This is a genomic window from Pseudomonas sp. HOU2, assembly GCF_040729435.1.
In the GTDB taxonomy this organism is placed as follows: Bacteria; Pseudomonadota; Gammaproteobacteria; order Pseudomonadales; family Pseudomonadaceae; genus Aquipseudomonas.
In genome coordinates this window covers 4154216-4176072 of record NZ_CP160398.1, presented here as the reverse complement: position 1 = coordinate 4176072, position 21857 = coordinate 4154216, and the positions used below count along the sequence as shown (strand labels likewise).

The following is a 21857-nucleotide window of genomic DNA, read 5'->3' as shown; positions in this document are numbered from 1 at the left end:
AGCCTTCGGCAGCTCCTACAGGGGTTGTGATACGCCTCTATCGTGTCCCGCGCTGGCGCAACGCCGATGGCATGAAATAGGCGTCTTCCGGCACCGGTTGCGAGAAGTCCACGGTGGAAGCTTCTTCGTTATCGAGGTTCTGCACGTAGTAACGGCGGGCCTGCAGGTCGTGGAATACGTCCAGTGCGCTCCAGGTGGTCGGCAGGTCGTAGAAGTTTTTCAGGTAGGCCATCGACACCCGCCACAACTCCCCTCGCCCATCGTATTGATCAACCAGCGCCGCGCCCCAGCTGTCCTCGTCGAGAAACAGCACGCGCTTGGAATAGACATGCCGCGCACCCGGTTTGAGATTGCCTTCGACCACCCACACGCGGTGCAGCTCGTAGCGGGTGAATTGCGGGTTGAGGTGGCCCGGGGTCAGCAGTTGCGCGTACTTCACGTCTGGGCTGCCGACCTTGTAGTTGTTGTAGGGGATGTAGATTTCCTGCTTGCCCTTGAGCTTCCAGTCGTAGCGGTCCGGTGCGCCGTTAAACAGGTCGGTGTCATCGGCAGTGCGCAGGCCATCGGATGAGGCGATCGGCGTGTCGTACGCCAGGTTCGGCGCGCGGCGCACGCGGCGTTGCCCGGCGTCGTAGACCCAGGCCTGGCGCGGATCCTTAAGCTGATCGAGCATCTCGTGCACCAGCGCCGCACCACCGGCCAGTCGCGCCGGACTTTTCACGAAGGCGAGGTAGTAGAACAGGATGTTTTTCAGGTCGGCGTACTGCCCGCCCGGACGGTAGAAATTGAACAGCGCTTCCTGCTGCGAAGTCACCAGCGCAAAGCTGCCGTTGCGCTGCACCGGGGCTTCGGAGGCGCGGCGTACCACATAGATCCCGCGATAACGGGTGATGTGATTCCACAGCACTTCGATGCCGTCCTTGGGCACCGGGAACGGCACGCCACCGTAGGCATCGGCGAACCCGCTGCCGCCCTCCAGCAGCTTGGCCGAGGTCGCATTCTTCAGGGTGTTGTCATACAGCCACTGCGGCGCCGAACCCGAGCGACGCGACGGATAGACCGGCATCTGGAACGTGTCGGGGTAGCTGTTGAACAGCGCGATCTGACCGGGGCTGAGGTGGGCCTTGTACTGATCGAGATTGGCCTTGGTGATGGTGAACAGCGGCTTGTCCGCGGCATATGGATCCGGGTGATGTTGGCCCGGTTTGTAGCCGGCGGGCGCCTGGGTGATGCCGCCGGTCCAGGCCGGAATGGTCCCGGCGGCGTTGCCGGCGCGCTCGGCGCCCATGGGTGTGAGGGTGGTTTTCAGTTGTTCGGCTTGTTGGGGGGTGATGGCGGCGAAAGCGCTGCTCGCAGCGAGACCCAGCACAAGCGCCAGCGTTGTCTTCGTCAATCTTGAAATATGAAACATGTTCTTCTCCAGAATGCGTACCCTGTGGGAGCTGGCTTGCCAGCGATAGCGGTGGGTCAGCCACCATTGATGTCGAATGTGCTGCCGTCTTCGCGGGCAAGCCCGCTCCCACAGGGGGATGAGTTGTCCCGGGATCTGCGTCTGAAACTCACAAGAAATACTTGAGATTGAACCCAACGTTGTCGCGGTCGCGAATCCCGTTGTTCTGCCCGCCGCCCCAGAAGTTGGTGTATTGCACCTCGGCTTCGAGCTTGTTCTGGTAGTTGGCCTTGATCCCCAGGGTGTAGGCCTTGCGCCCGTCGATGGTGTTGCCGGCCTGATAGCTGTTGCCCTTGAAGTCGTCCTTGTAGACGACATACGGCGAGACGTTGACCCCGGCGTACACGTCGTTCAAGGTGCCGTTGAACATCACCGTGTAGCTGTAGGAGTTGCGGTTGACCTGATCGTCACGATCACCGCCGGACACATAAGAGGTGTTGCCGGTACCGGCGTAATAGCGCGTGCTGCCGTCGTAGGCGGTGTATTGCAGGCTGCTGCCGCGCAAGTGCTCGGAGGCCAGTTCGAAGATGCCGAACATCGAGTCGAACGACAGCGTCGGACCGAAGTTGTAGATGCTGCCCAGCGAGGTGTTGAACGCCTCGACGCGCTCGGCGTTGTTGATCTCGCTGTCGAGGGTGACCATCTGCCCGCCGACGTTGACGGGCTTGCCGGTCACCGCCACAGCGGCGCCGTTGGCCAGGTCGCCGATCAGGTCGTTGGTCGCGGCGATGCCGATCGGCAGATTCGGTCGATAGGCGATCTCGCCGAACACCGAGGCCTGACCCAAAGTCGTGTTGAAGCTGAACCCGTACATGCGAATGTCTTCGGCGTAACGCCGATGCGCCTGAATGTTGCCCATCACATCGGCCGTCGCCAGACCGTTGGCCAGCGCCCCGGCCTGACTGCCGGCGACACCGGCGAGCATGTTGGTCAGGGCATTCATGTCGATGCCTTTGTAGCCACCGAGGTCAGCGGCGATGGTCGGCTCCTTGGCGTGGTAGTTGACCAGGTACAGGCCGAACTCAGTGCTGTTGAGTTCCTCGGCGATGTAGCGGAAGGCGAAGCCGAACTGGCCGTCATTGCGTGCGTTGTAGTCCTTGCCGATCGACGCCACTTTCAGCGTATTGCCGTAGGCCGGCGTCACACCGTTGGCGTAGAGGCCGGTGCTTTTCAGTGCCGGGCCGAGCAACGGGTTGTTGCCCAGTGCGCTGTACAGCCCGATGACGTTGCCAAAGCCGGGTACCGGGGTGTCGAGCGCAGTGCCGCTGAAGTTGTTGTAACCGGTGTTGCCGCCATCGGCGAACAGGTCGGTCTGCGAATAGAACGTGCCGACCGGGTCGATGCGGGTTTCCTTCCAGTTGGTCTGGTAGAAGCTCTCCAGGGTCAGCGAATCGCTGAGGCCAACGTTGAAGCTCACCGCCTCCACTGGCATCAGCACTTCCTTGACCTCGGCGCCGGGCAAGCGGTATTTCGCGGCGTCCACCGGGTTGGTGGTGTTGACACCGCCGCGATAGAAAATCCCCTCGCCCCAGTTGAACACCTGACGCCCGACCCGCGCGGTGACTGGCATCTGCGCCACGTCCCAATTGCCGTAGACATAGGCGTCGAGCATCTCGATCCGGCTGCCGGCGATGTCGCGGGTCTGGCTGGTGAAACGGTCGTCCTGCGGATAGCTCTGGCTCGGCTGTGCCGGGTTGTTGTTGCGGTAGTAATCGTTGCGCTTGTCCATCAGCTGGGTGTCGTAGAACGCCGTGCCGCGCAGGAACATCCCGTAGTTCTGGTAGTTGGCTTCCAGCTCGGAAGTGATCTTGTACACCTCGGAAACCAGTCCGGTGTCGAAGTTGCGATTGCCGTCGTTGGTGTTGACGTCATCGTTGTTCTTGTCGCGGCCCTGCACCCGCCACAAGCGACCATAGGACAGGGTCGTGTCGATCGAGCCGGTGACCTGATTGCCCAGCACGCTGAACTCGGCAGCCTGCAGCGCATCCACCGCACAGAGTTGCAGCAGCCCTGCCAGGCCGACACCGGGAAGTGCTACGCCGGTGAGGCGCAATCGAGTGTTGATCATGGGTTCCTCCTTGTTCTTATTGTTTTATGCGTGGCCGCGATGGCTACGGTGCCAGTCCCGCACGGACATAAATCCGGCTGTGCGCGCCGAAATGGCCGAGCAGTCTGAACAGCTGCTGATTGAGTGCCGGATGCTCGAACGTCTCGCGCTGCAACTGATTGCCGCTGCTGAAATCACTGGTCACCGGCGCCGTATCCAGCCATTGACCGATGGCCTCATCGAACGCTGCCGAGTCCTCGACCGACTCGGCGCTGACCACCTCGCGCAAGTAGTCCACCGAGTACGGCGGATACTGTTGGTCTTGAGCGACATCGGCGTAGGCCGCGAGCATCGGATGCGCCTGACCGGTGCGCAGCACGCGGCGCAGCCAGGTCGATTGATATTTCTCGATTTCCATATGGCGGGTGGCGACGCGCTCGATGGACGCCTGTTTGTCCTCGGCAAAACCGGCCAGCGCCTTGCCCTCCAGCAGCAACAGACTCGGCAGCTCCACCCCGGGCAATGGCTTGGCGTGATACGGCTGGGTCAGATCCTGCACGTGGTGCACGCCCCAACCGAGAAACCGGTAGCCCCAGTAAGGATGGCCAGAGGCGAATGCCAAACGCGCCAGCCCCAGGTACTGATAGGCGCGCCAGTCCGGCCAACTGCGCTGAAGAAATCCGGCAGCGGCATACACCACCGCGCTTTCATGGAAGAAGCCCATGTGGAACGGTGCCTGCGAGCTGTACTGAAAACGCACATCGCCAAACGGCTGCGGGCCGAAGCCATACAGCGCGCCGACCTCGCCGGGGTTATCGCTGAACAGGTTGATGTCGTGACCGTAATCCGGCTCGTCGGCGGCGCTCGCCAATACCGCCAGCGCCGCGACTTTTTCGCCGTCCGCCACGCGAATGAAACGCTGACGATTCCATGGCGAAAGCGTCTGCTCGACCATCACCTGATCGGCGCTGAGATGTTCGCGCTCGGGGATGTCTTGGCCCGGCAGCGGCTGAATGACCATCGCCAGATGAATGCGCGGATTGAGTCGCAACGCGGTGAGAAAATCATGGCGCAGATCGTCACTCGGTACGGCGGGCAGCTTCAGATTGTCGGGGCGCGGCGGGTACTGGGTGAAGTGTTCACGGGCGAAGCTTTCCTGTTGCTCCAGCAGCGCGACCACGGCCGGATACTGCTCGGCGAGAAAACGCTCCAGCGGCTCGACTTCGACCGGCGGCGCATCGCGCAGCGCCGGCAGTTCCTGCAACGCCAGATAGCTGCCCACCGTGTGGTTCGACCAGCCCCACGCCGTCGGGGCCATTGCACAAAGCAGCAACAGGAGAAATGTCAGCTTCATTGCTTTTAATTCTTATTGGAGGTGCTGTGGGGGTTGAGCCTAACAACCGCCTCCGGCGCTGACACTGTCCGATCTCACCAGAAAAAGTCTCCGATAGCGCCATATGAAGCTCACCGCTCACCTGTGTAGGAGCTGCCGAAGGCTGCGATCTTTTGATCTTGTTTTTAAAAATCCAAGTCAAAAGATCGCAGCCTTCGGCAGCTCCTACAGGGGATTGGTGGTGTTGTTTCAGGCGGGGTAACCGGTGATTTTGCGGATGCTCTGGTACAACGGTTTGAGCTGGCGATACATGCGCAGGTACACCTCGTTGTACAAACGCTCATAGATCTGCTGTGCCTCGGGCTGTGGGGTGAATACCGTGCCCACGCGCGTCATCGCGGCGATCGCCGTGGGGAAGTCCGCATACAAGCCCAACCCCACCGCACAACAGATCGCCGCGCCCAGCCCCGACGCTTCGTACACATGCGGACGCTCCGCCGGCAGGCCAAAAATATTCGCCGTAAGTTGCATCGCCGCATCACTCTGCGAACCGCCACCGGCCACGCGCAGACGCTTGATCGACACCTTCGAACGCCTCTCGATGTTCTCCATGCCCTGACGCAACGCATACGCCAGCCCTTCGAGAATTGCCCGGTAAATATGCGCGCGGGTGTGCACGTCGCCGAAGCCGATCATCGCGCCTTTGGCTTCGACACCCGGCTCACGAATTCCCGGCGACCAGTACGGTTGCAGCATCAGCCCCATCGACCCCGGCGGCACCGCGTTGACCAGCGCATCGAACAGTTGCTCGGGCTCGATGCCCTGCTCTTTGGCCTGCTGCATTTCGCGCAGGCCGAACTCGTTCTTGAACCAGCTGACCATCCAGTAACCGCGATAAATCATCACCTCGCAGTTGTACTGATCCGGCACCGCCGAGGGGTACGGCGGGATCAGCGGGACGATTTCCAGGTAGCGCGAGCGAGTGCTGGTGATCGTCGCCGTGGTGCCGTAGGACAGGCACACCGTGCTCGCATCGACCACGCCGGAGCCGACCACTTCGCAGGCCTTGTCAGCGCCCGCCGCAATCAGCGGCAAGCCCTCGGGAATCCCGGTGTGGCGGCTGGCTTCAGCGCTGATGTAGCCGAGGGTTTCGCCGGGTTTGTGCAAGGTCGGCAATTGCTCCGCACGCACCGCCAACGCCTGCCATTTCCAGTCACTGGGCGCGGCCCATTTCAGGCGTTTGAAGTCGAACGGCAGGTAGCCGACGCAGCAACCCACCGAGTCGACAAAGCGCCCGCACAGGCGATGGGTGAGAAAGCCCGAGAGCAGCAGAAACTTGTCGGTCGCCGCCCAGATTTCCGGTTGATGTCGGGCGATCCAGTTGGCCTCGGCCTGCGCGCGAAAATAATCCACGGTGGCCTGCGCGCCGACCAGTTTGAACAGCCAGCCCCACGGCCCCTTAATCCCGCCCTCGACTTCGCTCTGGCGCTGATCGAGCCACAGAATGGCCGGGCGCAGTGGTTTGCCCTCGGCATCGACATTGATCACCGTGCCGCGCTGAGTGGTCAGCGACACCCCGGCAATCTGCGAGCGATCAATCCCGGTTTGCGCCCACACCTGCTGACAGGCCTCGCCGAGTTTCGCCCAGTAATAGTCCGGATCCTGCTCGGCCCAGCCCGGTTGCGTCGAGTAGTACGCCTGCAACTCGACCTTGCCTTTACCGAGCAGATTGCCCTGCAAATCGAAAAGCAATGCGCGCACGCTCTGGGTGCCGTTGTCGATCGCCAGCAGGTAGCGCTTGTTCGGGTGGTTATCCATGGCGCTCTCTTCAAGGGGCCTCAAGGCGTGGCATCCGGCAGACCGTGATGGCGTTGCCACAATGCCCGGTAACGCTGCAGCTCTTGCTGCCAGTGTGCATCGTCCCAGCCCAGGCGGGGCTGGCAGAGTTGGCGGATGGCCGCGAAATGCGCTTCGCCACCGCGCGCCAGCAACAGGCCCAGACGGGTGCGGCGCAGCAACAGATCATCGAGGTGCAGCACCATTTCCGCCTCACAGGCGAAGGCCAGTTCGGCCCACAAGGTGTCGGTGTTGCCGACCGTTTCGTGACCCAACTCAGTGATCAGTTGCGCCAGCTTCGGCAAGTCACGGCCATGGCGTCCAGCCAGACGTCGCCACTGTTGCGGGCTGAGTCCGGGAATGATCAGTGGCGGTATCGCGGCGAACACCGGCGCGGCATCATCTTCGAAATTGCGGCCAAGCATGTCGGCACAGGCCTTGAGCACTTCGATGGCTTGCGGGCGAAACGTCGTCAGTTTGCCGCCAGCCAACGTGACGCACCCCGGCTCCTGCCACAGCACATGCTCACGGGTTTCATTCGACGGCTTGCCTTGCTGCTCACCCGCCGCGCTGCCCACCACCGGACGTACGCCGGACCAGGTCGACAGCACATCGCTGGCCGTCACTTCGGCACCGGGAAATTGTTGCGTGCAAGCCGCCAGCAGATAGTCGAGTTCTTCGGCGCTGATGCTCGCGCTCTGGTCCAGATTCTCGCGATGATCGAGATCCGTAGTGCCAACCACCGTCGCCCCTTCCCACGGAAAAACGAACACCGGCCGACGGTCGCGCTCATGCAGAAACGTGAACGCCTGCGCCACCGGCAAACGCCAGCCCGGCAGCAGCAGATGGCTGCCGCGCAAAGGCCGCAGTTGTCGTGGTGCCTCGGGCAACCGCAAGCGCTCAGCCCATGCCCCGGTCGCCACCGCCAGCACGCCGCAACGCAGTTGCAACGACCCGCCCGCTTCGCAATCTTCGACCTGAACCCCGCACACCCGGCCGTCTTCGCGCAGCAAATGTTCGACGCGCACCCCGTTAAGCACCACTGCGCCATCGGTCCGCGCTTCGCGCAACACGCGCATCACCAGCCGCGCATCATCGGTCAGTGCATCAATAAAACAGGTGCCACCCAGCAGCTGGGTTTCCTTCACCCCCGGTGCGAGAAAACGTAGTTGCTGCGCGTCATGAAAACGATGGCTGCGGCGTCCCGCCAATGCGTCGTACACCGACAACAAGCCACCGAACACACGCGGCCCGGGAAAGCCGCCGCGATAGTGCGGCATCATGAAACTCATCGGTTCCACCAGCCCCGGCGCTTCGTCGAGCAGGCGCTGACGCTCGCGCACTGAATCACGGGTCAGCCGCCACTGGCCCTTGGCGATGTAACGCAAACCGCCATGAACCATTTTCGATGATCGGCTGGAGGTGCCCCAGGCGAAATCCCGTTGCTCCAGCAGCAGACAACGCCAACCGCGCCGCGCCGCTTCGCGCAGAATGCCGGCACCGCTGATGCCACCGCCGATGACGATCAGGTCCCACGTTTCGTCGGCCAATGTCGGCAAGGTTTTCTGGCGCCACGCGGCGTTCCAGTCCGGGTGCATGGCCGTCACTCCTGCAACAGCGTGCCGGGGTTGAGGCGCCCGGCCGGATCGAAGTGCTTGCTCAGCGCCTGCAAGGTGTCCATCGCCAGCGCGCCTTTCTCGCGCGGCAGATACGGCGCGTGATCCTTGCCGACGCCGTGCTGGTGGCTGATGGTGCCGTGGTTGTCGACGATGGTCTGGCTGGCCGCGTGCTTGAGTGCCTGCCAGCGCGCCAGCGTCGCCGGATAATCCGCCGCCGGGCGAAACACGTAAGTGGTGTAGATGCTCGAACCTTCGCCATAGACGTGGGACAGATGGGTGAACACATGCACCCGCTCGCCCTGCGCTGCCAAGGCGTCGCGCAGGCTGTTTTCGATCAGGTTGAGCAGGTGGTCGACGTTGCTCCAGTCGGTGGCCGTTTCCAGGGTGTCGACCACGTAACCGGCGTTCCACAGGTTCTCGCGCAGGTAGGGGAAACGGAAGCGGTTCTGCGCCCATTTCTTGCCGAGCAAAGTACCGGTGAACACACCGCCGAAGGCTTTCAGATGCTGGCGCGCCTGGCTCAGCGACAGCGCGTTTTGCCGACGGTTGCCGGTCACGCCGAAGGTCAGCAGGCACTTGCCTTCACCGGCACCGCGCAGGTTCAGATACTTCTCCAGCCAGGCGATCTGCTGTGGATGGCCGGCCAGCGCCAGTTGGGTTTCGGTCTCCACCGCGTTCGACAGCCGCAGCATCGACAGCGGCACCCGCGCCTGGGCCAATTGGCGAATCGCTTGCAGCGCCTTGCTCCAGTTGGGCAGGAACACCCCGTAAAAACGTTCATCGACCGGCAGCGGACTGACTCGCACTTTGACCTCGGAAATGATCCCGAAACGGCCCTCGCAACCGAGCACCACTTCGCGCAGATCAGGCCCCGCCGCCGAGGCTGGAAAGGTCGGAATTTCCAAGGGCCCGGCGAAAGTTTCCAGGGTGCCGCCAGCGAACAATTGCTCGATGCGCCCATAGCGCAACGACTGCTGACCGCTGGAGCGACTGGCAACCCAACCACCCAGCGTCGACAACTCCCACGACTGCGGGAAATGCCCCAGCGTGTAGCCGCGAGCGCGCAGCTGACTTTCCACCTGCGGGCCACTGGCGCCGGGGCCGAACGTCGCCAGTTGGCTCTGCTCGTCGAGGTCGATCAGGCGATTCATCCGCGCCAGCGACACCGTCACCACCGGCCGCGCCGAATCCGGCGGGTTGATGTGCCCGGCCACCGAAGTGCCGCCGCCGTAGGGAATCAGGCACAGGTCCTGCTCATGGGCGAGCGCCAGCAATTGGCGGATCTGCTCCGCAGTTTCGGGAAACGCCACCGCATCGGGATAGTTGCCCAGCGCGCCTTCGCGCAGCGCCAGCCAGTCCGGCAGGCTCTGGCCCCGGGCATGCAGCAGACGGTCGTGAGCGTCGACGCTGTACAAGGCGTGCGCCGCCAGCCGCGAGAGCGGCACCCGCGCCAATGCCGCGTCCAACGTGGCATCGGGTAGCGCGCGCCCGGCCCCCAGTCGTTCATGGAGAAACCTCGCGCCCTGGGCCGGCAGTTCGACCACCGTTGTTGCCTCTCCCCAGCCGTTCCAGCGTCGCATGCGTGTGTCCTTCTTATGCAGTCTGATCAGTGATGTGGCAGGCCTCCATACTAGTCAGCGGCCGCAAAGTGTCACGGTCGCATCCGGCCAGTTCGAGTAGCCAATTGAGTCAAACGTCGCGCAAGTGCCAGGCATTTACTTTAGTCGGGGTTTCAAATTACCTTTCAGCCATTCATTCGCTCACGCAGGCCTTGATCAAGGGATTCGGATCATGCAATCGCTCGGCTTCACCTCGGTTCCGCCGCTGCTCAAATACGTGCGCCATGCCGAGCAACTGGGCATGGCCATCGAGCCGGCGCTGGCGGCAGCCGGTTTGCAGGCGCAGCAACTGAGCGACAACAGCCTGCGCCTGCCGGGCGAAACTCATGAGCGCCTGCTCGATTATTTCTGTGAGCACTCGGGCGATCCGCTGTTTGGTCTCAACGCGGCCAATTTCGTCCTGCCCAATTCCTGGAGCGTGCTCGGTTACATCACCATGAACTGCGCGACCCTGGGCGATGCGATGAGCCGGATCATGCCGTTCGAAAAACTGGTGGGCGACATGGGCGTCAGCCGCGCCGAAGTGCAGGACGGCCATGTGCATCTGATCTGGACTTGCCGCTATGAGCGTCCGCGAATTCGCCGGCATCTGGTGGAAAACGTTCTTGGTTCATGGCTGCAATATGCGCGCTGGATCGCCGACACGCAGATGTCACCCGCTGCCGTGTGGCTGGAACATCCATGCCCGCCAAACGCTACGCAGGCGCAGTACGAAGCGTTTTTCGATTGCCCGGTGCTGTTCGAGCAGGCGTATTCGGCGCTGATCGTGCCGCTGGCGTATCTGCAGTTACCGCTGCGCCAGGCCGACGCGCAATTGCTGCGTACCCTGGAAGAACACGCGATGGGCTTGATGGCGACGCTGGAGGATGCGTCGCTGGAACAGCGGGTCAAAAGCATCCTGCGCCAGTTGCTCAAGGAAGGCTTGCCGCGCAAGGAGCAGGTGGCAGAACAGCTCGCGGTGTCGGTGCGCACGTTGCAACGCCAGTTGCATCAGGCGGGGACGTCGTATCAGCAGATTCTCGATGATTTGCGTCAGGAACTGGCGGAGCATTATTTGCTCAACAGCACGTTGCCGATCCAGGACATTGCGCAGTATCTGGGGTTTACCGAGCCGCGATCGTTTCACCGCACGTTCAAGAGCCGGCGCGGGATGCCGCCGGGGGAGTTTCGGCAGATGCATCGGGGGTGACTATTCTGGCCTCATCGCTGGCAAGCCAGCTCCCACATTGACCGGGTCGTACACAACATCTGCGGCTCGCACATAACCCTGTGGGAGCTGGCTTGCCAGCGATGGCGGCAGTGGCCACACCAAAAACCCGACAGACAATTCCTCAATTTCAGCGGCCGATAAACCCGCTGCAGCCCCAGTGTTTAAAGACACTCAGTGTTACGCCCTACTGCCTACAAATCCTTGCGCCACTGCCTACGGCTACGCCAGAATCCGCCGGCTTGTGCGCCCCGGAGGCCGTCGGTAACTTGAGTCCGTCACTGATTTCCAGTGATCGGGTTTAGTAGCCCGAGGTTTTTGGGGCGTATCGCTCATCAGACAGTCAGGTCTTGCCTGAACGTTATGGTGGCTGTGCGCAGGGCGCCCTCGGGCGCGCCGGTTTCCCAGATCCCCGGTCTACTAACCTGCGCACGGCTGCCTCCATTTCTTTTAGTAGGGAAACGGCGGCCAGCCCTCAATGAGGATCTGGCAAATGTTCAAAGTTACACCCAACCCGCCGCCCACCGACGCGGCCTCCCCCTACGAATCCCCCGAATCAAAGAAATTCCACGAAGCCGCCGAGCGCGCCCTCGACCACTACCTCGGCCCACCGAGGCCCGCGATCATGGCCACCCCGTACCAGCCCAATCGTCTCTACATGGCCAACCCGGCCAGCGGCACCGAACCGTTGCTGGCCGATGCCTGCGAATCCCTCGGCTCGGCCACCGTAATGCTCAACGACTTCGCCGGGCTGCTGGAAGGCTCGCACCGCAAGACCCTGCAAGGCATCGCGCAAGTAGTGATGGTGGCGGAGATCGCCGTCAACCGGGTGCTGGATCAATTAGTGCCGACCGAATAACGAAAAAGCCCGCAGCCAGACCTTAATGGTTTGGCTGCGGGCTTTTTTGTATGGCGTGAATCTTTTTCCCTCACCCCAACCCTCTCCCGGAGGGAGAGGGGGCCATCGAGGTGTCTGGCGTCGTACATCGACCTGAATGACCGAGTCGATTATGGATTCGGTAAAGGAGGTTCAGGTCGGCGTATTTCTCGAATATCCCCGGGGTCAGTCCCCCTCTCCCTCCGGGAGAGGGTTAGGGTGAGGGGCTCTTCTCAGCTCAAACACTGATCGCGTTGGTAAACACCAACCGATTACCAAACGGATCAGCAATCGTCATGTCCTGACTGCCCCACGGCATCGCCTGAATCTGTGGGTGCGAGAACTTGTAGTCCTTGGCCACCAATTGCTGCTGAAACACCTCCAGCTCATCGGTCTCGATACGCAGCGCCGAACCCGGCGTCGCATCGCCATGATGCTCGGACAGGTGCAGCACGCACTCGCCACGCGACACCTGCAGATACAGCGGGAAATTCGCTTCGAAGCGATGCTGCCAGTCGATCTTGAAACCGAGGAAGTCGACGTAAAATTCCAACGCCTTGGCTTCATCGAAAATCCGCAGGATCGGGGTGGTTTTGCCGAAGCTCATGGGGTGCTCCCTGACTGGTTGGCCCAAGAGTGTAGCCGGGCTGGATGTCAGCAATTCGGCTTGGTTTCGACATTCTTTAATCTCAGAGTGCCACTATGAGACGCAGATCAAAGGATCGCAGCCTTCGGCAGCTCCTACAGGGGCTTGGCAATCAATGAAATCCTTCGCGCAAATCCCCGTTCCGCGCCAGAAATCGTCCTTCCCGACGACCGTTCGCCTGTCCGTCGCGATAACTCAACACGCCATTGACCCACACCCCGTCAATCCCCTGCGCCGCCCGCTGCGGATCAGTGAAATCCGCCACATCGCGCACCGTCGCCGGATCAAACAACACCAAATCCGCCCAATAGCCTTTACGAATCTCGCCGCGCCCTTTCAAGCCAAACCGCGCCGCCGACAGACCGGTCATCTTGTGCACGGCGGTGTGCAGCGGAAACAGCCCGACATCACGGCTGAAATGTCCCAATACCCGTGGGAAAGCGCCCCACAGGCGTGGATGCGGGAACGGGTCTTCCGGCAGTCCGTCAGACCCGACCATCGACAACGGATGGGCGAGGATTTTTCGCACATCCGCCTCGTCCATGCCGTAGTACACCGCGCCCGCCGGTTTCAGGCGCTTGGCGGCTTCGAGCAGTGGCACGTTCCATTCGGCGGCGATGTCGATCAGATCACGGCCGCTGACTTCGGGGTGCGGCGTCGACCAGGTGATGGTGATGCGGTGAGCATCGGTAACCTGCTTCAGATCCAGCGTCGAAGAACTCGCCGCGTAGGGATAGCAATCGCATCCTACGTGCTGGGTTTTCGCTGCTTCCTCCAACGCCGCGAGCAACTGCGGACTGCGCCCCCAATTACCGACACCGGCACATTTGAGGTGGGAAATGATCACCGGTGACCGCGAGTGACGGCCAATGCCGAACGCTTCGTCCATCGCTTCCAGCACCGGTTCGAATTCACTGCGCAGGTGCGTGGTGTACACCGCGCCGAATGCCGTCAGTTCTTCGGTCAGTTGTTTCACTTCGTCGGTGGAGGCGTTGTAGGCGCTGGCGTAGGCCAGACCTGTGGATAAACCGAGCGCGCCGGCTTCAAGGCTTTCACGCAATTGCTCGCGCATCGCGGCGATTTCGTCAGGCGTGGCGGTGCGGAACAGGTCGTCGAGGTGATTGCTGCGCAGTGCGGTGTGACCGACGAGTGCGGCGACATTCAGCGTGATATTCGCTGCTTCGACGGCGGCGCGGTAATCGCTGAAACGTGGATAGACGAACGCCGCTGCGCTGCCGAGCAGGTTCATCGGGTCCGGCGGATCGCCTTTCAGACTGACCGGCGAGGCGCTGATCCCACAGTTGCCGACGATCACCGTGGTCACGCCCTGACTGAGTTTCGGCAGCATCTGCGGCTGGCGGATGACCACGGTGTCGTCGTGGGTGTGCACGTCGATGAAGCCTGGGGCGAGCACGCGGCCGGCGGCGTCGATTTCCTCCGTGGCGCGGGCATCGTGCAAGTCGCCGATACGCTCGATGCGCCCGTTGAGAAGCGCCACATCGGCGCGGTAACCGGGCGTGTTGCTGCCATCGATGACGGTGGCGTTGCGGATCAGCGTGTCGTACTGCATGTCTGTCTCCCGGCGGGAGTCAGCGTCAACTCCTGCCCTTGATCAAATGGTGATCGAAGCCTTGCTCCACCAGATACCGCCAGGCTACCTGAACCTCTTCGGGGATGGTCTGCTCGACCTGAAATCCCAGCGAAGGGTAAACCATGATGCGGTGTACATCGCCGACCATTTCGTCGATCAGGCCCAAGACCCCGATCAGGTTGCTGACGTCATCAGGAAAACCGAACGACGGCGCATCAACAAAGGCTTCCAGTCCGGGCCACTGCACGGGCAGGGTCAACGCCACGCGCCGGATCGAATTGGGCTTGGTCAGAAAGGTCGCGCGACGCACATCGGGAAACATCGCCCGGGCAAACGCGATGTTTTCGGCAAAATTGGTCGCGCGGGTTTCCAGGGTGAACTGCTGCGCCGTCACCCCTTGCGCCAGGGCACGTTGGGCAAAAATATCGGCTTCGCTGCGTTCCCACAAATGTCGGGTCCAGTTGCCGGTATTGCCAGTGAACAAAAGGTGCGGTGCCACGCCGTCTTTCAACAGTTGGCAGGCGTAATCGCAGACCCGCAAGTCGTAGGAGCCGCAGACCACGATCAGTTCACAAGCGCTGTGTTGGCGCCCCGCACAGAGGAATTTCCAGAGCACGCTGGCGTGCTGCAACGTCAATGTCATGAGCGGGCAAACCTTTGGGTCGGGTGCGTGTTGATGAACAGCGCTCCATCGGCATAACCGTGGGCGCCCCTGCCGTCCAGCCTGAGCGCAAGCCGGGTGAAATCGGCATACACGCCTGCGGCGCCATGCGCGGTCAGCGTCGGGTCGTCGCCAATGCCGATACACAGCGCACCGCTGCTGACCGCCGACTGCACACCGCTGACAGAGTCTTCAAAGACCAGGCATTCATCACTTTGCCGGCCCAATTGTGCTGCCGCCAGGCGATAGGGATCGGGCGCCGGTTTGCCGCTGCGCACGTCGTCGCGACAGATGATGCTGTCGAACGCCGACATCAGGTCGTGTTGCTGCAGAACGTGCCCGACCCGCGCCCGCCAACTGCTGGTGACCAGCGCCAGCGGCACGGCGTGCTCGCGCAGTCGGGCGATCAACGTCGCGACGCCCGGCACCAGCGCACAGTTCGTTACCTGCTCAATGGCGTCGACTTCGCGCTTGATCGCCACCTGCTGCGCTTCGTCAAACTCGGCGAACAAGGTCCTGAGGGTATGACCGCCGGGACGGCCGTGGATGTGTTCATCGATGAACGCCTGATCGACGCTGATCCCGTACTCGCGCGCCACGGTGGTCCAGGCGTGTTCAATCACCTCGCGGGACTGGATGAGCACACCGTCCATATCAAAGCAGACGGCTGTAAACGTTTGTTGAGCCATGAGTTGAACTTCGCATTTTCTGATGAGCAATGAACGCCAGCACCGTTCCGACCAACGCGAACAGCGCCATCACGTAGTAGGACCACTGCGGCCGGGTCTGGTACAGGTAACCGGCGAAAGGTGTGGCCAGGCCCATGGGCAAGGCCACCGCCAGGGAGTAATAAACCCCTTGAGTAAAGACCTGAATATCCTGCGGTGCCTGGTCGCGAATAAAACGCATGATCGCCGCGTGGTAGGCGGCAAAGCTCAGCGCGTGCAGGCACTGGCCCAGCAGGATCATCGACACCGCATCGCTGTTGGCAAACAGCACCCAGCGCAGCGCCGCGCAGACACTGGAAAACATCACCAACGACAACGGCGCGCAAAACGCCAGGACCTTGTTGGACAGCGCGAACCAGATGATTTCCGCAATCACCGCCACTGCCCAGAACATGCCGATCGCCGAGGAAGAAAAGCCCTTCACCCCCCAACCGATCGAAGCCGTGGAAAAGTACAGGGTGTGACTCAGTTGAATGAAGCTGGCGGCAGCAATCGCAATCAACAGGCTTTTGTGCGCCAACAGCGCCCGCCACTCAGGCCGTTTGCGCGCCGGGCCGGGCGGCGCCAGATGCGCCCGCGACACCTGGCGTTTCAGGCGCAGACACGCCACAGCGGTGATCAACATGCTCGCCGCGATCACCAGCGGCACCCACGACTGGCTGTACTGCGCAAACAGAAAACCACCGAGGGTCGAGGTCAGGATAAAGGCCGAAGAACCCACCGCCCGCACCCAGCCGTAATTCTGCAGGGCCAGTTTGTCGCGCTTGAGCAGATAGGATTCGGACAGCGGCAGCACCACCATCCACACCCCGCCAAACAGCACACTCAGGCACACGAACATCCACAAATGCGCCGGGATGAAGTAGAACAGCAACGTACATAACGCGGCGGTAACGCTCAGAACAGCGGCGAGCCGCAACTGATCCACGCGCCAGTCGGCCACGTAGGTGATCAGCACCCCGGTCACCACCTGCGGCCAATACGCGGCGGCGATCAGCAAACCGATTTCACTGGCACTGAAGCCCAGGGAATCCAGCCAGGTCGGCCAGAACGGATAGATGATCCCTTCCGCCGCAAAGAACCCGAAAAAGATTAAATACATGCGTCAACCATACGCCCGGTACTCCTGAAACAGGACTCCCGGGGAGCCCTGAATACCATCCATTTATTCGAAGCGTTGTTGAGTAAAGCTGTTTCTGCCCTTGCGCCAGACAATCAGCGATTCGCTCATGACCACCAGATCGACCATGCCTTCTTTCAGCGCATCCAGTGCGTCCTGGGAAGAGCACACGATCGGCTCTTCATGGCGGTTGAACGAGGTGTTGATCAAGGCCGCCTGACCGGTTTTCTGATGCCAGGCCGTCAGCAGGCGATGCATGAACGGGTCGCTCTGCGGGCGAATGATCTGCGGGCGCGCGGTGCCGTCGATGTGCACCACCGCCGGACTCGCCTCGCGAAATTGCGGATGGCAGTCGTAGGTCATGGTCATGGTGTCGGCGGCCACTTGCTGCTCGTCCCAACCGACGTAGCAGGCCGCCGCCTGCTCGATGGCCGTGACCGGGCCGAAGGGCATGAACTCGGTGCGGTGCATGCGTTTGTTGAGCCAGTCGTTCACCTCGGCATCCTGCGCGTGATAGACGATGCTGCGGTTGCACAGCGAGCGCGGGCCGAACTCCATCTTGCCCTTGAACATGCCCAGCACCTGATTTTCCGTCAGCGCCTCGGTCAGCACCTCGATGATGTTCGACGGCGTGTGATAACCGAGTTCAGGGTAGTCACGAATGATCAGGTTGATGTTCTGCGAAACGCTGCGCGATTGTGGCCCGAGCATCATCGACGGATTCTTGAAACGGGTGCCGTTTTCCAGGTATGCGGCGCCGACTGCCGCCGCTAGTGCCAGGCCGCCATCGCCCATGCACGGCAGCACGTAGACGTCTTTGACGCCCGGGATCTCGCGCAGGCGCTGGTTGAGTTTGACGTTGCCAAACACGCCGCCGGCCAGGCACAGGTTGGCAGTGCCGCGCTGCGCCAGATGATGGCTGACGGTGGCCACCAGCAGGTCTTCGCTGTGACGCTGCACGGCGGCGGCGATGTCTTCGGGGGTTTCCCGGGCAAACAGGGTTTCCAGCGGCTCGCTGTAGGTGTTGTAGGACGGCAGGAACATATCGCCGCAGCGCGCCTTGATACGGCCGTCTTCGAAACGGATCATCTGCTGCATCACGCCCAGCAGTTTCTGCGGATCACCGAATGCGGCCAGCCCGGTGACCTTGCCTTCGTGGCGGTTGGGCTTGTAACCGAGCAGGTGGGTGATCCGGCCATAGAAATAACCGAGGCTGTCGATGCTGGTTTCGCGTTGCAGCACCGTGGTTTCTGTCGGGCTGTACCAGGTGACGGTCAGCGACTGGAAATCGCCGCGTCCGTCGCAGGTCAATGTCAACGCTTCCTCGAATGGCGAGCAGACATAGGCACCGAGCGCATGGCACTCGTGGTGATCGATGTAATACGCCTTGCCTTGCAGACCGTTGTCGACAATGAACTGGTCGAATTCGCCGCGCCTTGCCTTGTCGTTGTTGATTTCATCGGTCACCCGCTGGCGGAACTGCGCCAGCCCCTGGGGGTTGTTCCTGACCTCCTCGACAATGCGATCGAAGTACAACTCCAGATGTTTGTCGGCACTGAAACCGGCGTTCCATCCATAGGCGACATGATCGACGTCTTCCAGCGACACGCCGGCCTGGCTCAACACAAACTCGATGGACTTGGCCGGCCAGATTTTATGGTCCTTGATCCGGGTGAAACGCTCTTCGCTGACCGCCGAAAGAATCTGACCGTCACGTACCAGGCAAGCACCCGCCAAATCATTATTCGTAATACCCAAAATGATCATAACTATTCCTTGTTTTCGCCAATTGAGGTGACGGCTTCGCCCACGCGCGTAGCGTGCAATGCAATAACCAGAGTCAATGACAGATGCCGGCCGTCATGGCCGACCATTACTCATCGGGAGATCGCGGATTCATGTGTGTCCGCCGGGGGATACGCCTTTACGAGAAGGCATCAATGGGTGTCGCCATCGCAAATTCCTTTTGCCAGAAAAACTCCATGGGTGGTGCCGTGCTGAACGGGCCTCATGCCTGCAACACATAGAGCGCGACATGCATCGCAGCCGCCCTCGTTTCACCGCGGTAGCAGCCTAGCCGGTAATTTCCCGAGCGCCCGGACAAGTCCCCGCTAAAAATTAAATTCCACTGGCATGCGGCGTATTTGCGGGGGTTTACCGGGACAAAAAAACGGGCGATGACGGCGTGCCAGCCGACTATTCTGTTGTTTGAGCCAGCGCTTTCGCGAGCAGGCTCGCTCCTACAGGTTGATTGCATTCCGTCAGTCAGAATGCGGTTCACTTGTGGGAGCCAGCCTGGTGGCGATGGCGGCGTAACATCCAACACAGATGCTGACTGGTCGACCGCTATCGCTGGCAAGCCAGCTCCCACAGATTCGGTGGTGTTTGGATGGTTTGTGTAGGGCTCACACCATCTCGCTACGAATCCAGTCCACCACCGACGTCCGCTTCGGCACCCAGCCCAGCAGTTCGCGAGCGTGTTTGCCGCGTACGCGGCTGTTGGAGCCGAGGCCGTAGTTGGCCATTTCATAGCCCCACTCGGCTTCGGCGTCTTGCAGTGGCCAGTCCTGTGGCTCGCCGAGATTCAGCGCTTCGGCCATGGCTGTGGTCATGTCGATGAACGACGCTTCGCCGCTTTCGACAAAGTAGAAGGTGCCGGGCACGTTTTTGGTCAGCGCCAGCAGGTACAGGGCGACGACGTCTTCGATGTGCACGTTGGACCAGATGTTCTGGCCCGTGCCGACATGCCGCACCACGCCGCTTTTGCGCGCTTGCTTGAGCAGGCGCGGCAACTGCACGCTGTCGCGATTGACGCCCAGGCTGTGGCCGTAGATCAAGGTGTTGCAGATCACTGCCGAGTTCACCCCGTCCTTGGCAGCGGCGAGGATCAGGTTGTCGATGGCCACGCGAGCCGCCTTGTCGACGGTGGGTTCCGGCAGGTTGTCTTCGTAGTAGATGACGTCGCTGGACTTGCCGCCCGACGCATCACCGACGATGCTCGAACCGCTGGTGTGCAGGAACACTTTGTTAGAACCGCGCAGGGCATCGAGCAACGCTTCGACTGCGCCGCGATGGTCACTGCTGGCGGCGTTGATCACCGCATCGGCGGCGCGGGCCTGATCGGCCAGCAATGTGCTGTCTTCGAGGGTGCCGATCACCGGGGTGATGCCCAGTGCTTTCAGCTCGTCAGCCTGTGCGACGCTGCGCACCAGGCCCGTGACACTGTGCCCGGCCTGAACCAGACCGGTAGCGATGGAACCGCCGATAAAACCGGCGGCGCCGGTGATGAATACGTTCATGGAGAAACTCCCTGCGTGAATAAGTGATGCAGTGAGTATCGACCGCTCACCCCGGTGGAAAAACCCGCGATCACCCAATTCACTGTTGCGCAGGGGTCACGAATCAACCTTTGAAATCGCTGCTGGCGTACGCCGCAAGCTTGCTCTGGATAAAGTCGAGAAAGCACTGAATGCGCAGCGCCAGTTGCAAGTTCCGGTAGTACACCGCGTTGATCGGCTGGCGATAACCGCTGTTGAACTCCGCCAACAGCACCTTGAGGCGCCCGGCGCGAATGTCGTCGATGGTCATGAAGTGCGACAGGCAGGCAATGCCCTGCCCCTCCAGCGCCAGATGGCGCACGGTTTCACCGCTAGAGGCGCTGATGGCTGGGGTGATCGGCCAGCGGTCACCGTGCACGTAGCGCAGCGGCCATTGGTTGAGGCCTTCGTTGTGGGTGAAGCCGAGCAAGGCGTGTTCGCTCAAGTCGGCAACCTGCTGCGGCGCGCCGTGCTTTTCCAGATAGGCCGGGCTGGCGACGATCAGCAGCGGACTGCAACCGAGCGAGCGCGCATGCAATGTCGAATCGGCAAGGGTGCCGATGCGGATGGCGACGTCGGTGCTTTGTTCCAGAAGGTCAATGATCAGGTCATTGCTGTTGAGTTCGAGCTGGATGTCCGGGTACAGATCACGGAATTCGTCGATGTACGGCACGATGGCGTGCAGCATGAATGGCGACGCGGCGTTGATCCGCAGGCGCCCGGACGGGGTTTGCTGGCGTGACGACAGACGCTCTTCGAGGGCATCCATCTGGTCGAGAATCAGCTTGGCCTGCTCGAAGAAATACTTGCCCTCCTCGGTTAGGTCCATGCGCCGCGTGGTGCGGTTGATCAGCGTGGTGTCGAGCTTGGCTTCGAGCCGCGACAGTGTGCGGCTGACCGCCGACGGCGTCTGCCCGACCTGTTCGGCGGCGGCGGAAATCGAACCGCACTCGATCACGCAGACGAAAATCTGCAACTCATCGGATCTGGCTTTCACGGAAACTCTCTAATCGAATGCGTATTCATCGTGGCGAGGGAGCTTGCTCCCGCTGGAGTGCGAAGCGCTCCCCTGCGGTTCAGGTAAAAGCGAGGGCCGCTGCGCAGCCCAGCGGGAGCAAGCTCCCTCGCCACAGGATCAGGCCAAGCCATTCGATAGTAGCCTGAAATCCATCAAGCCTTGAGAGCAAACACCTGTTTCAGATGCTGCTCATACCGCGCAACATCATTCTCGATGTTCGGGCGCTTCATCACGTCCACACAGAGGAACGTCGGCAGCCCGCTCATGCCCAAAAACTCATTGGCCTTGTGGAACGGGAAATACACCGCATCCACACCCTTGGCTTCAAAGAAATCTGTCGGGTCATCAAAGGCCTGCTGCGGTGCATTCCAGGTCAGCGACAGCATGTACTGCTTGCCCTGAATCAGGCCGCCGCTGCCGTATTTCTGCGACGAATCGGAACGGGTGCGACCGTCACTGGCATAGAGGCTGCCATGGCCTTCGGTGAACACTTCGTCGATGTATTTTTTCACCGTCCACGGCGCGCCCATCCACCAGCCCGGCATCTGATAAATGATCACGTCGGCCCAGAGGAATTTCGCCACTTCTTCAGCGACGTCGTAACCCTCGTCAATGAACGTGGTTTTGACATCCAGACCACCGCGATCCAGCACGCTCAGTGCAGTTTCGTGCAGGGTGGCGTTGTAACGACCGTCGGAGTGGGCGAATTTCTTGCCGCCATTGAGCAACAGCACTTTTTTCATGAGAACGCCTCACGCAGCCATCAGGCTGGAGAAAGATGGGAAAAC

17 protein-coding genes are annotated in these 21857 nt (G+C 61.4%); 2 read left to right on the top strand and 15 right to left on the bottom strand.

From position 1 onward, the window contains the following. Positions 1–37: 37 nt before the first annotated feature. The 6 genes from ABV589_RS18800 to ABV589_RS18775 form a co-directional block, all read right to left on the bottom strand. Positions 38–1411, bottom strand: a complete 1374-nt coding sequence (locus tag ABV589_RS18800) for a DUF1329 domain-containing protein (protein ID WP_367083009.1) — start codon at positions 1409–1411, stop codon at positions 38–40. A gap of 148 nt (positions 1412–1559) precedes the next feature. Beyond that, on the bottom strand, positions 1560–3518 hold the full coding sequence (locus tag ABV589_RS18795; protein ID WP_367083007.1) for a DUF1302 domain-containing protein: 1959 nt from the start codon (positions 3516–3518) through the stop codon (positions 1560–1562). A gap of 43 nt (positions 3519–3561) precedes the next feature. Next, complete coding sequence (locus tag ABV589_RS18790) at positions 3562–4851, bottom strand: phospholipase (protein ID WP_367083005.1); 1290 nt, start codon at positions 4849–4851, stop codon at positions 3562–3564. Positions 4852–5079: 228 nt separating this feature from the next. Continuing rightward, on the bottom strand, positions 5080–6648 hold the full coding sequence (locus ABV589_RS18785; RefSeq protein ID WP_367083003.1) for an FGGY-family carbohydrate kinase: 1569 nt from the start codon (positions 6646–6648) through the stop codon (positions 5080–5082). Positions 6649–6668: 20 nt separating this feature from the next. Next, on the bottom strand, positions 6669–8264 hold the full coding sequence (locus ABV589_RS18780) for a glycerol-3-phosphate dehydrogenase/oxidase (RefSeq protein WP_367083002.1): 1596 nt from the start codon (positions 8262–8264) through the stop codon (positions 6669–6671). Positions 8265–8269: 5 nt separating this feature from the next. After that, the gene (locus ABV589_RS18775; protein WP_367083001.1) at positions 8270–9865 is read right to left on the bottom strand and encodes an FAD-binding oxidoreductase; all 1596 of its coding nucleotides are present in this window, start codon (positions 9863–9865) and stop codon (positions 8270–8272) included. 211 nt (positions 9866–10076) lie between these two features. Between ABV589_RS18775 and ABV589_RS18770 the strand changes: the two genes are divergently transcribed. Beyond that, positions 10077–11093 (top strand): AraC family transcriptional regulator, encoded by a 1017-nt coding sequence (locus ABV589_RS18770; protein WP_367082999.1) that lies wholly within the window; start codon positions 10077–10079, stop codon positions 11091–11093. A gap of 511 nt (positions 11094–11604) precedes the next feature. Next, positions 11605–11970 (top strand): hypothetical protein, encoded by a 366-nt coding sequence (locus ABV589_RS18765; RefSeq protein WP_367082997.1) that lies wholly within the window; start codon positions 11605–11607, stop codon positions 11968–11970. 256 nt (positions 11971–12226) lie between these two features. On the opposite strand, the gene ABV589_RS18760 is transcribed toward ABV589_RS18765, so the two are convergent. From ABV589_RS18760 to ABV589_RS18720, 9 genes are all read right to left on the bottom strand, one after another. Further along, on the bottom strand, positions 12227–12595 hold the full coding sequence (locus ABV589_RS18760; protein ID WP_367082995.1) for a glyoxalase superfamily protein: 369 nt from the start codon (positions 12593–12595) through the stop codon (positions 12227–12229). Between the two features lie 151 nt (positions 12596–12746). Next, a complete protein-coding gene (locus ABV589_RS18755) occupies positions 12747–14204 on the bottom strand; it encodes a D-aminoacylase (protein WP_367082994.1) in 1458 nt (485 codons plus the stop codon). A 25-nt stretch (positions 14205–14229) separates the two neighbouring features. Then, entirely contained in the window at positions 14230–14868 is a 639-nt protein-coding gene (locus ABV589_RS18750; protein ID WP_367082992.1) for a YdcF family protein, read from the bottom strand. After that, entirely contained in the window at positions 14865–15539 is a 675-nt protein-coding gene (locus ABV589_RS18745) for an HAD family phosphatase (RefSeq protein ID WP_367082990.1), read from the bottom strand. Before ABV589_RS18745 ends, ABV589_RS18750 begins: the two co-directional genes overlap by 4 nt. A 1-nt stretch (position 15540) precedes the next feature. Continuing rightward, positions 15541–16716, bottom strand: a complete 1176-nt coding sequence (locus ABV589_RS18740) for an MFS transporter (protein WP_367082989.1) — start codon at positions 16714–16716, stop codon at positions 15541–15543. A gap of 63 nt (positions 16717–16779) precedes the next feature. Continuing rightward, complete coding sequence (locus ABV589_RS18735) at positions 16780–18501, bottom strand: carbamoyltransferase C-terminal domain-containing protein (protein WP_367082987.1); 1722 nt, start codon at positions 18499–18501, stop codon at positions 16780–16782. 638 nt (positions 18502–19139) lie between these two features. Next, entirely contained in the window at positions 19140–20033 is an 894-nt protein-coding gene (locus tag ABV589_RS18730; protein ID WP_367082986.1) for an NAD-dependent epimerase/dehydratase family protein, read from the bottom strand. 103 nt (positions 20034–20136) lie between these two features. After that, the gene (locus ABV589_RS18725; RefSeq protein WP_367082984.1) at positions 20137–21048 is read right to left on the bottom strand and encodes a LysR family transcriptional regulator; all 912 of its coding nucleotides are present in this window, start codon (positions 21046–21048) and stop codon (positions 20137–20139) included. 173 nt (positions 21049–21221) lie between these two features. Next, the gene (locus ABV589_RS18720; RefSeq protein WP_367082982.1) at positions 21222–21812 is read right to left on the bottom strand and encodes an NAD(P)H-dependent oxidoreductase; all 591 of its coding nucleotides are present in this window, start codon (positions 21810–21812) and stop codon (positions 21222–21224) included. Between the last annotated feature and the right edge of the window lie 45 nt (positions 21813–21857).